Below are 11,316 nucleotides of genomic sequence, written 5' to 3' on the forward strand. Positions count from 1 at the left end.
GCTGAATGATGTATAGTATTTGCAGGAGACACCTTCTTTCGTGAATGCTGTAAATGTTAGTTTGGGCACTTTCATTATACAACATAATCGAATTCAAGGTGTCTTTCTTTTATGCAAAATCACGAACTTGCTCATTTATAGCTAGGAATATAATCCGTCAAAAGTGCATGAATGGTACATGTAAAAAGGAATAACGCATGCTTATTTTGGAGAAAATCAAAAAAATTATGTAAATCATGTTGTATACAATAATCATCAGGTGAAGTGTGATTAAATTCAGGAAGCAGACCATTGAAGATGAGAGAATCTATTTGGGAATACGGTACATTTATCGCTTCTCTATCCCTATATGTAATGGATTTAAAGCCCCTTTCTCTCTGATCTTCCTGAAACCATCCACATTGGAATAACAAACCGGGATTTAAGCTCAACCATTTTTTCATACATTCTCTAAAATATTTCTGGTAGATAGATTGAAGACGGTTTGTATATTTCTTGTCTTTGATAAGCGTATTCAAATCATTTAAAAGCATAGACGAATCAAAAAAGATACCACCATGAAAGCTAATGGTTATTGGTAATATTTTTTCGATAAAGTCAATATGTTCATCATCAGATGTTTGGTAAGATACCTCAATCCTTGCCCCATCGGCGGATAAACCAACATATTCAATGTTTGTAATACCGATGTAATCACGGGCAACGACAGTATTGTCTTGCCAAGTTTGATGTATAATTTTTCCACTACGCTTTATATGTAAATTATATTTATTCAAAAATTCAAGCAGTATTTCTTCCCCATATAGATTTTGTGGTAATGTATAATGCATATACTCCTCCAATTTATATACAGCAAGGTATTAGTCAAATAATACCTTGCTGTAATACGCTATTTTCACCCTATGTATTGAATTGTAAAAGCATATTTTCTTTAAGTCAAGAATCTTCAAGGGTTAAAAGAAGTATAAAAACGCAATTTTCCTATTCAAACAAAAGAGTTACGATTTATTCTTTTTCAACCATTCCTTATAATCATCGAAATCGGTTGAAGCAAATTTGACAGCAAGACCAATCACAGTCAAATCATCCAAATAACCGATACCGGGAATGACATCAGGAATCACCCCAACAGGACTGAGAAAATAAATTAGTGCGCATATCAACGCAATTATAGTGCCTAAAGGGATAGTTCTATAGCGTCCACTGATATAATCTTTAATCAGCTGAATAATGATAGGGACATCATCAAATTTATCTTTGAGCCCAGTAATCGCATTAAACTTTCTGTCTAACTGAGCAAGGAAGCTGTTCATTTTTTCTTCATTTTGCAATAATTCTTCTGCCTGTTTTTTATTAGCTTTAAGAACCAACTTTGCTTCTCTTTCACTAATAGTAGACGCTTTGGTATCTTTTGTTACTTTTTTTTTCTTAGCGAACATGAGAATGTCCTCCTTTGGTACATAATTGATTACAAATTCAGAAATTTTTTAACCCTCGCTTTTGAAGTTCTTCCATCAACCCATAAAAAGAAGCTACAGATACGCCCTTTCCTTTTTTGGAATTGGTTATTACTTTCTGATAAGTGTCTAATAAATCACGGTCATTCATCCGGCTGTAAATCAGGTCCTTTTTTGCCCGTTTTTCGTCCTCTTTCTGGAAGCGTTCTTGTATTGAAGGACCTAAGAGTTTTTTCACGAAATCCATATGTATATATCCTCCTTTATTGAGTTTATTTTATTCATTAGAATAAAGCCCACGTTTTTTTAATTCTTCAATTAAAATATCTTTTGCATCGGTACGCTCCCGAACCCCATACTCATCATAGTACGCCATCAGTTCATCATTTGACATTTTTTTAGTGCGTCTGATTAATTCTTCCGAACAGGCAGTGTAAATTAATGGGTTTACTAATACATTTACAGAATTTACTTTTTGACAAAGCTCATCTGTGGATAATCTAGCCGCATCACTAACAGCTCCCTGATTCATCTCGTCTAAGGATGAAAGCATACTTCCTAAAGTATTCCAAAAGCTCATATCTGTTGAACCCCCTTTTTTCTTTCTTGAATAATTTGGCGTAAGCGCCGTTCGGAATATCCATATTGTGTTGCAAGTTTTTTAATTGGTAGAGATTTGTTAGAAACGACTTGTTCTATCACGAAATCTTTTGAGTATAAGCGTGTTGGAAATGATACCTGCTGTCCTTTAAAATATTCATAAATAATGATTGCATCATCAGTTCCAATAATTTCAGCTAATTCCCCATAAATGCCTGCTAAGTCATGCGGTTTGATATTGATCGTTTTCAAACACACTTCCCTCCCTTCTTAAAAATTACTATATTTCTTTTTCATAGAAAATTCATTTGATTGCTTCGTGTAAAATTTCATGGAAATTTACATTGTAAATTTCCGCAACACAAAAACACCAGATAGCTATTCTCGTATGAATAACTATCTGGTTAATGTTTTATCTGTTTAACAGCAATAACTTTATTATGAAGATTTTTGACACAAAACATGACACAAATAGGATAACTCGTAGACAACACAGGATAAACAATAAAAGCAGTAAAAAGAGTGTTTATCCGTCGGGATAAACAGAAATCACAGGGGAATCATTTACTAATATAAAAACCTCCCCTTTTTGATCCCCTGTCCATTTTCCAAGGCGAAGGCGGGCGGGGGATTTTTTATGCTCTCTTCTCTCTGTCCCTGCGGATCAGCTCGCGCACTCCCTCCACGGCAACACGGACAGCCAGATCCGTATCGTAGACCTGCGGATCCTCAAGTCCCATCGCACGGCGGGTCTGGTTCGCAATCACAAGCATCACCGATCCGACCCGGACGCGGCGCACTCCACCTACAATGAAAAGGGCTGCCGACTCCATCTCCGATGCAAGCGCCCCGCACTGGATCCATGCATTCCACTTATTTTCCAGCTCATAGAATACCGGCATCGTCTCCGGGGAGTGCTGACCGTAGAAATTGTCCTTGCACTGCACAACACCGACATGACTCTTCGCATGCATCTGATCCGCTGCTGCTTTGAGAGCCTCAACGACATCATAGTGGGCAACTGCCGGATACTCGATCGGAGCGTATTCCCTGCTTGTCCCCTCCATGCGGATCGCTCCGGTTGCAATCACGAGATCTCCCCCACAGATCTCCGGCTGCATTCCGCCAGAAGTTCCGACGCGGATGAACGTGTCTGCCCCGCAGTGAATCAGTTCCTCCATTGCAATCGATGCGGACGGGCCACCGATTCCGGTTGAGCAGACAGACACCTTCTCCCCGTCAAGTTCTCCAGTGTACGTCACAAACTCACGATTCTGTGCAACCTTCTCCGCATGATCAAAATATTTTGCGATCTTCTCACACCTTCCCGGATCTCCCGGAAGAATCACGTATTTTCCAACAATCTCCGGTGTTGTCTGAATGTGAAACTCTTTTCCTTTTGCATAAACAAGCGACATAAACAGCACCCCTTTACCTAATAAAATTTTGTTTTTTTAAGCTTTTCCCCCCACAAATACAGGAATTCTGTATTTAATGGGTACCTTTCATTATACCCGATTTTTATGATTTCTGAAAGCTAAAAAAGCGAAAACCTCCCAGACCCAATGAGAGATTTTCGCTTTTTGCTTACTGCTTTACTATTACATACAAAATTTCTTTCAAATACTCAACTCTATTTTTAACGATAACTAAATTTTACAAGATTACAAAATCAAATTTACAGAATCAACGCTGTGAATCTGTCCTGCATTCATGCTATGACAAAGCACTTATGCCTTATACGTAACCCATCAGGCTCGGAAGCCACAGGGATACCGCCGGAATGTAAGATACGATCAGCAGCACCGCAAAAATTGCTGCGAAGTAAACCAGAAGCGGTCTGATTACGTTCTCGATCTTGCTTCCGCCCACCTTTACACCGACGAACAGGGTTGTTCCAACCGGCGGGGTGATCGTTCCGATACACAGGTTGAAGATCATCATGATACCAAAGTGAATTGTGTTCATACCAAGCTGCTGGCAGATCGGCAGGAAGATCGGCGTAAAGATCAGGCACGCCGGGGTCATATCCATGAAAGTTCCGACAATCAGAAGCAGGATGTTGATGATGAACAGGATCACATAGCGGTTGTCAGAGATGCTCAGCATTGCCTCTGAAACTGCGGTCGGGATTCCGGTGAATGCCATTACCCAGCTCATGATGTTGGAAACACCGATCAGGAAGATAATGATACCGGTCATCTCAGCACTGTCCAAGAAAATTTTCGGAAGCTCGGAAATCTTGATGGACTTGTAAAATACAACAGAAAGGATCAGGCTGTATACAACAGCTACGACACTTCCCTCGGTAGCGGTGAAGATACCGCCGATGATACCGCCGATTACAACGACGATCATGAACAGACACGGAATTGCCTGTAAAAATACGGTTACTTTCTCTTTGTTCGTGAACTTCTTTGTGCTGCGGTATCCCTTCTTCTTTGCGAAGAAATAGATTACCGTCATACATGCAAGACCCCAGAGAATTCCCGGAATGTATCCTGCCATGAACAGAGCTGCTACGGAAGTTCCTCCGGAAACCAGAGAGAACGTGATCATAACGTTACTCGGCGGGATCAGAAGTCCGGTCGGTGCGGTTGCAATGTTTGCTGCTGCGGAGAAGTCACGGTCATAACCCTCTTCCTCCTCGATCGGTCCAATGATGGAACCCATTGCGGAAGCAGCTGCGGTACCAGAACCGGAGATTGCACCGAAGAGCATATTTGCTACTGCATTCGTGTGTGCTAAAGCACCCGGGATATTACCTACGAAAAGCTTTGCCAGATTGATCAGACGGATTGCGATACCGCCCTTGTTCATCAGGTTACCTGCAAGAATGAAAAACGGGATTGCAAGCAGGCTGAATACGGAAATACCGGAAAAAATTCGCTGTGCACCGGTCAGAACGGCTACGTTCAAGTCAAGAACCGGAAGGATTGCACAGATTGAAGATACTGCAAGTGCTACTGCGATCGGCATACCGCCAAGCAGCATGACTACGAGGACGGCCAGAATAATCAGGCCGCATACAACTGCGATTGAGCTCATCTTACTCTTCCTCCTTCTTCTGCTTGCTGTAATCGTTGTGACAGGTATCAATCAGGTTCATGATGCTGAAGATCATGATCAGCACACCGCTGATCGGCACCATCACATAGATGTATGCCATCGGAACCTGCAGGGAAGCTGTCTTCTGAATCATGGTCAGCTTTGTGATTGCGCTTCCGCCGTACAGCATGACTACTGCTGCAAGAAGGAAGGTCATGATATCGCTTGCTGCCTCAAGGATCTTTCTTGCCGGACCACTGATCTGGTCAGCGAGGAAGCCCATTCTCATGTGATCTCTCTTGCCGAACACGTAAGCAGACGCAAGAAGTGCCATCCAGGTGAAGGAGTAAGTCAGAAGCTCCTCAGACACCGTACTCGGACGGTTGAAGCAGTAACGGGTTACGATCTGATAGGTTCCGATCACGGTCATCAGAACGAACAGGACGATCATTGCCGTTCCCAGAACGCGCATGATGCCTTTTCTCAGGTTATGCATCGCTTCCATTTATTACTTTCCCTCCTTCGCTTTTTCGTTGATTTCCTGAATGTGGTTGTAAACATCCACAATCTTCGGGTTCTCTTTGAGCATCTGCTCGTGAAGCGGAAGAACTTTCTGCTTGAATGCGTCGACATCGACATCGATGAACTCTACGCCCATCTGATTCTGTGCAATGTCCTTTGCCTCGTTTACGCACTTATCCCACTCTGCCATCTCTACCTCAGTAGACAGAGCAGCTGCGTCTTTGAATACCTGGTACTCTTCCGGGCTCAGGTTCTCAAGGAATTTCAGGTTTCCGACAAGCATATCCGGAACCATCTGGTGTTTGTTGTAAGAATAATACTTTGCAACCTCACCGTGCTTGTTGTTCGTCAGTGCCAGCTCATTGTTCTCTGCACCATCGATAACGTTCTGCTGAATTGCGGTGTAAACCTCACCGAATCCCATCGGAGATGCTGCTGCGCCGAACGCATTTACCATTGCTACACTCGCCGGGCTCTGCTGTACACGGATCTTTAAGCCCTTTAAATCATCCGGGGTGCGGATCGGAGTCTTTGCATAGAAGTTTCTCGTTCCTGCATTGTACCAGGTTACGACACGGAATCCTGCGTCATCTGTGGACTCATAAATCTTCTCCATGTAATCGGTATCCTGCATAACAGACTTGTAAACTTCCTCAGAATCAAACAGATACGGCATACTGAAAATCTCATAGACATCCGCAAATGTCTCCAGATTTGCAGTACCTGCCACAACGAAGTCGATTGCTCCGGTCTGGGTCAGCTCAATTGCCTTCTGTGCAGATCCCAAAAGCTCGTTCGGGAAGATCTCCACCTCATACTTGTCTCCAAGGTTTTCCTCTACATACTCCTTGAATGCAAGAAGTCCAAGATGCTCCGGATGGGTCTCTGACTGTGCATGCGAAATCCGGATGATTCGCTTTCCGTTTGTGAGCGAACCACATCCGGTCAGACCAAATGTCATCGCTGCCGCAAACAGACACACTGTCGCCTGCTTCAAAATCTTCTTCACCTTTATTCCCTCCATTTCATTTTTTTCGTTTGCCATTGCCCCAAATCATATGCCTCAACACACACTTTTGTTTCTATCATGATGTTTTCTATGTTTTCTTATCCCGTTCAGTCAGATCAAGTTTTCCGGTCTGTGTTCCTACCTTCCCACAGATCACTCTCATCGTGAACGCGCCTATGCATCTTCGCATTGATGAATAGCTACATCTTTGCATATCATTTCAGGTTGTGACAGATTTTTAACCATCACCTGACCACGACTCCCATTATATAGCGTTAAGATTTTGTTTGGTACCGTAAATCCTTGCGATTTAGGAAGAAGATTTTGTCTTTGTATACTTTGTCCACAAATATTTTCTCCTCCTCTCCTCTCATCGTCTTCCACACGGATCCATCCCATCCAGACTCCTCCCTTTTTGGATAATTCCTACGATTTTCCATGAATTTCTTCTGGTTTTTCCATTTCGTTTTTTTCAAAAACAGCACCGGTTTTTCCGGGATTTTACAGAAAATGATGTTGAAAGAACCGCAAAGACCGTATTATAATACAAGCACATAGGGGGAAATTTATGACAAAATTTTTAGATAGACTGATCTGCCTCGCCCTCTACGGCGGGCTTCAAAAAGAACAATATCGACAGATTGCACCGGAACTCGATGAGGCAAACCGAAAAAGTCTCGTCATCCTCTCTGCGTCCTGTGCCTTTTTTTACCTGATCCGCATCAAACTCTTTAATGCTCACATTCTGACACTGAACAAGACACTTTTTCTGACCGCCGCCATCCTGTTCGGAATCCTCGCTGTCTGTAACTGCCTGCGCCTCGTCAGATCCAGATCTTTTCTGATCCATTGCTGCGCCTACTTATTTCTGATTATCTATCTCGGAATCGGAATTTTCTCAGCCATCGGACCCGAGAGCATCAAGGAGAGAACCACCCTTTATCTGGTCTTTGTGACCGCTGCCCCGATGATGTTCGCCCTCAATGCCGCCGAGCTCGCCACGATCATGGTTCCGGCGGAACTGCTCTACCTTTTTCTGATTGCAAAGTATCAGTCCGCCTACCCGGTTTATCTCACCAATCAGAGCAACTCCATCTTTTTTTCCATCTCCGGGCTTCTCCTCGGCATTTACACCTCCGACATGAAAGTGTCCGGAATCTACAATGCCTACATGAATTCCCGCATGGAAGAGATCAAAAAACTCAATGACGATCTCACCCGAAGCCGGGCGGATCTCGAGAAAGCTTTAGCAGATGCCGAACACTCCAACCGTGCAAAGACGATTTTTCTCAACAATATGTCCCACGACATCCGCACTCCAATGAATGCAATCATCGGGTTCTCCTCCCTTGCGGCCGCAAATGCCGACAATCCGAAGCGTGTCCGCAATTACCTTGAAAAAATCTCGATTTCCGGTCATCATCTGCTCTCCCTGATCAATGACATCCTCGATATGAGCCGGATCGAAAGCGGAAAAATGAGACTCACCGAGAAACCCGTCCACCTCCCGGATCTTCTTAAAAACATCCAGACGATGATCTGTGTCGACCTCGAAGCAAAACACCTGCAATTTTTTACGGACTTCTCCTCAATCAAACACGAGAACATCCTCGCAGACGAACTTCGCCTGAATCAGATCCTGATCAATATCTTAAGCAATGCGATCAAATTCACCCCTGCCGGCGGAAGCATCTGGTTCACGATCAACGAGATCGACGAGTCAGACAGGCAGACCGACGGCAAGACCGGCTATCGTTTTGTGATCCGGGATACCGGAATCGGCATGAGCAGGGAATTTCAAAAGCACATCTTTGAAACCTTTTCCCGAGAGGAATCCGTCGCGGTCAATAATATCCAGGGAACAGGTCTTGGAATGGCAATCACAAAGAATATCGTAGATATGATGAACGGCAAGATCTCCGTTCAGAGTGAAGAGGGAAAGGGTTCCGAATTTACGGTCTCCTTACAATTTTCAATCAGCGAGTCAAACGCCGGAACATCACCGGCATCATCTGTTTCTCCGGCAGCGCGCTCCGAATCATCGGACACTGCGCCAGCACATCCGCAGGATGCAAAGCCGTCAGAAATGCCGGCCGATTCCTCCCTCTTCGCAGGAAAGACGATTCTCCTCGTCGAGGATAACGAGCTCAATCAGGAGATCGCGACCACGATTCTTACTGACAGCGGCTTTAAGGTCGAACTTGCCGGAAACGGTGCAGCCGCAGTGAGAAAAGTCCAGACCTGTGCCGACGGACATTACGCGCTGATTCTCATGGACATTCAGATGCCAATCATGGACGGCTATGAGGCGACAAAAAAAATCCGGGCACTCAGCGATCCCGCCAAGTCCCAGATTCCGATTCTCGCAATGACCGCAAATGTCTTTGAAGAAGACAAGAACCGGGCACTTGAGGCGGGAATGAACGGCCACCTCTCAAAACCGATTGATGTCTCCCGGCTGTTTGAGGAACTTCATAAAATTTTCTGTAAATGATTCTCACGGCGCAAAAAAATGCGCGCGGTACTCTGACGGAATCATTCCCGTGATCCGCTTGAATACCTTTGCAAAGTAGTTCGAATCGTAGTATCCGACCTTCGCACTCACATCCTTGACGCTGATCTGGCGGTTTTGAAGCAGTTTTTTTGCCTCCTCCACCCGGAAATGCATCAGATACGTCGTGAAATTCTGGTCGAAGCACTGCTTAAAGAGCTTGGAAAAATAGGCATCTGAGTACTGCATTCTCCTCGCGGCATCCTGCATCGAGATCTCATTCATATAATTCTCGCGGATGTACTGGCGGATCGTCTCGGCAACACAGTCAAGTCTCGTGTCCCCGGCTCCGCCATCGCGGTAAACCGGCTCTGTCTCAGGCTCCTCGGGCTGAGTCTGAGCAGCCTCCCCCGCAAGTCTCTGATCGGTGATTCTCATCGCCTCCTCCATGACTGCCGCAAGTTCCTCCTGATCGCAGGGCTTTAACAGGTAGTCGAGGGCGCGGATCACAAATGCCCTCTTTGCATAAGAAAACTCATCGTAAGCCGTCAAAAACAGAATCACACAGGCGGGATCTAACTTTCTGATCTCCTCCGCCGCCTCCATTCCGTTCATCTCCGGCATCGAGATATCCATAATCACAATCTGACTCTTCTGTTTCTGAAATACCTCAAGTGCCATCCTTCCGTCTGACGCCTCGCAGATCTCCAACTGACCTCCGAATGCGCGCTGAAGTTTCCGTGCAAGCGCCATGCGCTCAATCTGTTCATCATCTGCCAGTAACACCCGATACATCTGAATCTCCCCCTTCCGGCCCTTTCTCCGGCGTGAATGCCAGCCGCACCACAGTTCCTGCCCCTTGGCGGCTGTAAATCTCCATCTCCCCATCCCGGTACATGCCATGAATCCGGCTCCAGATATTTAAGAGACCGATTCCGGTATGTTCTGTACCTCTTGAGGTTTCTCCCCTTAAAGTTTCGCTCTTTGCGTTTTCTCCCTTAGAAGGCCTTGTGTCACTTCTCTCACCCCGCTTTAAACGCTGTCTGACTTCCTCAAGGCGCTCCTCGCTCATTCCCTCTCCGGTGTCCGCAATACTCATCCAGAAGCGCTCCCCCTCCATCCAGGAACGGACAACAATCCGGCCGCCGCTGCTGCGCGTCGACAGTCCATGTTTGACCGCATTCTCGACAAGCGGCTGAAGCACAAACGACGGCACAAGAAGAGGCAGAGTCTCCGGCGCACAGTCCGACCGATACTGAATCCTCTTTCCAAATCTCATCTGCTGAAGATACATGTAATCCTGTACAACCCTCAGCTCTCTCTCAAGAGGCATCACCGACTCACTCGACTTTAAATTATAGCGGAAGAGACGGCTGAGCGCCTCGATCATTTTTTCTGTCACCGCTGCATCCTCGATCTGGGCCATGCTTGCGATCAGGTTCAGCGTATTAAACAGAAAATGAGGTTTGATCTGGTTTTTGAGCATCTGAAGCTGGACATCCGCAAGTTCCCGCTCCATATCGTGTTTCTCCCTGAGTGCCGAGATGTACCATGTCAGACTGAGCGCAAGAACACCCAGAAAGAGCGTCGCGACCGGGACGAGCACCAGCATCGTCCGGCTGCTCTGGTACTGGCGGTTTCCGAGCTGAATCGTCATCTGCTCAAGCTGTCCCGCGTACGAGGTCAGATAGCCCTGCAGCCGGTATACCCGGCTTAGGCGCTCCCGGTACCCGCTCTCCTGCTGATCCATCATCAGCACGAGATCACGCTCCGGCACATAGTTCTCATACAGGTTCCGAATCGACCAGGTTCTCGCATAACAGTCCGCGCCGATCTTTCGGTAGTCAAACGACAGCCTTGCTAACTCTCTTCTCGTCTGCTCGCTCGCCTGCTGGTACTCCTCTCTGGCCTCCTGCGTTCCGCTCTGGATATAGCGGCTGAATGTCGTCCGCTCCTGATCCATTGCGGACCAGAAGGACAGGCTCCGGGCATTGCTTCCGAGAATCGTATCAAATCCACGCATTCCGAACATGGAAATCGCAACGCTCAGCGCAACGCAGAGCACCGCCAAAATGCACGCCCAAGCAAGTCCCAGTTTCACCTTATGATCCGGCAGCAGCGCCGCCAGAATCTTCTGTCCTGTCCGAACCATTCACCCGTCTCCTATTCGTCTCCCGTTCCGTGTTTCT

General features: G+C 45.9%; 13 protein-coding genes. 1 reads left to right on the top strand and 12 read right to left on the bottom strand.

Annotated elements, in window-relative coordinates; all coding sequences use genetic code 11:
* Nucleotides 1–131: 131 nt before the first annotated feature.
* From ACR0QE_RS08035 to ACR0QE_RS08080, 10 genes are all read right to left on the bottom strand, one after another.
* Nucleotides 132–830 (bottom strand): hypothetical protein, encoded by a 699-nt coding sequence (locus ACR0QE_RS08035; RefSeq protein WP_432627850.1) that lies wholly within the window; start codon nucleotides 828–830, stop codon nucleotides 132–134.
* A gap of 168 nt (nucleotides 831–998) precedes the next feature.
* Nucleotides 999–1,439: a YkvA family protein gene (locus ACR0QE_RS08040; protein ID WP_432627851.1), complete on the bottom strand. Its 441-nt coding sequence runs from the start codon at nucleotides 1,437–1,439 to the stop codon at nucleotides 999–1,001.
* Nucleotides 1,440–1,476: 37 nt separating this feature from the next.
* Nucleotides 1,477–1,704, bottom strand: a complete 228-nt coding sequence (locus ACR0QE_RS08045) for a hypothetical protein (RefSeq protein WP_432627852.1) — start codon at nucleotides 1,702–1,704, stop codon at nucleotides 1,477–1,479.
* A 30-nt stretch (nucleotides 1,705–1,734) separates the two neighbouring features.
* Entirely contained in the window at nucleotides 1,735–2,037 is a 303-nt protein-coding gene (locus tag ACR0QE_RS08050) for a hypothetical protein (protein ID WP_432627853.1), read from the bottom strand.
* Entirely contained in the window at nucleotides 2,034–2,309 is a 276-nt protein-coding gene (locus ACR0QE_RS08055; protein WP_432627854.1) for a Mor transcription activator family protein, read from the bottom strand. The genes ACR0QE_RS08050 and ACR0QE_RS08055 overlap by 4 nt, the downstream gene beginning before the upstream one ends.
* 383 nt (nucleotides 2,310–2,692) lie before the next feature.
* Nucleotides 2,693–3,475 carry a uridine phosphorylase gene (gene udp, locus ACR0QE_RS08060; RefSeq protein WP_432627855.1) on the bottom strand — a complete coding sequence of 261 codons (783 nt, stop codon included), beginning with the start codon at nucleotides 3,473–3,475 and terminating at the stop codon, nucleotides 2,693–2,695.
* 319 nt (nucleotides 3,476–3,794) lie between these two features.
* Nucleotides 3,795–5,105, bottom strand: a complete 1,311-nt coding sequence (locus tag ACR0QE_RS08065; protein ID WP_432627856.1) for a TRAP transporter large permease — start codon at nucleotides 5,103–5,105, stop codon at nucleotides 3,795–3,797.
* 1 nt (nucleotide 5,106) lies between these two features.
* On the bottom strand, nucleotides 5,107–5,610 hold the full coding sequence (locus tag ACR0QE_RS08070) for a TRAP transporter small permease (protein ID WP_432627857.1): 504 nt from the start codon (nucleotides 5,608–5,610) through the stop codon (nucleotides 5,107–5,109).
* A 3-nt stretch (nucleotides 5,611–5,613) separates the two neighbouring features.
* Entirely contained in the window at nucleotides 5,614–6,588 is a 975-nt protein-coding gene (locus ACR0QE_RS08075) for a TRAP transporter substrate-binding protein (protein WP_432627894.1), read from the bottom strand.
* A 222-nt stretch (nucleotides 6,589–6,810) separates the two neighbouring features.
* Nucleotides 6,811–7,035: a hypothetical protein gene (locus ACR0QE_RS08080; RefSeq protein WP_432627858.1), complete on the bottom strand. Its 225-nt coding sequence runs from the start codon at nucleotides 7,033–7,035 to the stop codon at nucleotides 6,811–6,813.
* A gap of 169 nt (nucleotides 7,036–7,204) precedes the next feature.
* Between ACR0QE_RS08080 and ACR0QE_RS08085 the strand changes: the two genes are divergently transcribed.
* Nucleotides 7,205–9,130 carry an ATP-binding protein gene (locus ACR0QE_RS08085; RefSeq protein ID WP_432627859.1) on the top strand — a complete coding sequence of 642 codons (1,926 nt, stop codon included), beginning with the start codon at nucleotides 7,205–7,207 and terminating at the stop codon, nucleotides 9,128–9,130.
* 3 nt (nucleotides 9,131–9,133) lie between these two features.
* Here the strand turns inward: ACR0QE_RS08085 and ACR0QE_RS08090 are convergent, their stop codons facing one another.
* The gene (locus ACR0QE_RS08090; protein WP_432627860.1) at nucleotides 9,134–9,922 is read right to left on the bottom strand and encodes a response regulator transcription factor; all 789 of its coding nucleotides are present in this window, start codon (nucleotides 9,920–9,922) and stop codon (nucleotides 9,134–9,136) included.
* Nucleotides 9,897–11,279: a sensor histidine kinase gene (locus tag ACR0QE_RS08095; protein ID WP_432627861.1), complete on the bottom strand. Its 1,383-nt coding sequence runs from the start codon at nucleotides 11,277–11,279 to the stop codon at nucleotides 9,897–9,899. The genes ACR0QE_RS08090 and ACR0QE_RS08095 overlap by 26 nt, the downstream gene beginning before the upstream one ends.
* Nucleotides 11,280–11,316: the final 37 nt, after the last annotated feature.

Source organism: Brotaphodocola sp., assembly GCF_050873065.1.
Classification (GTDB): Bacteria; Bacillota; Clostridia; order Lachnospirales; family Lachnospiraceae; genus Brotaphodocola.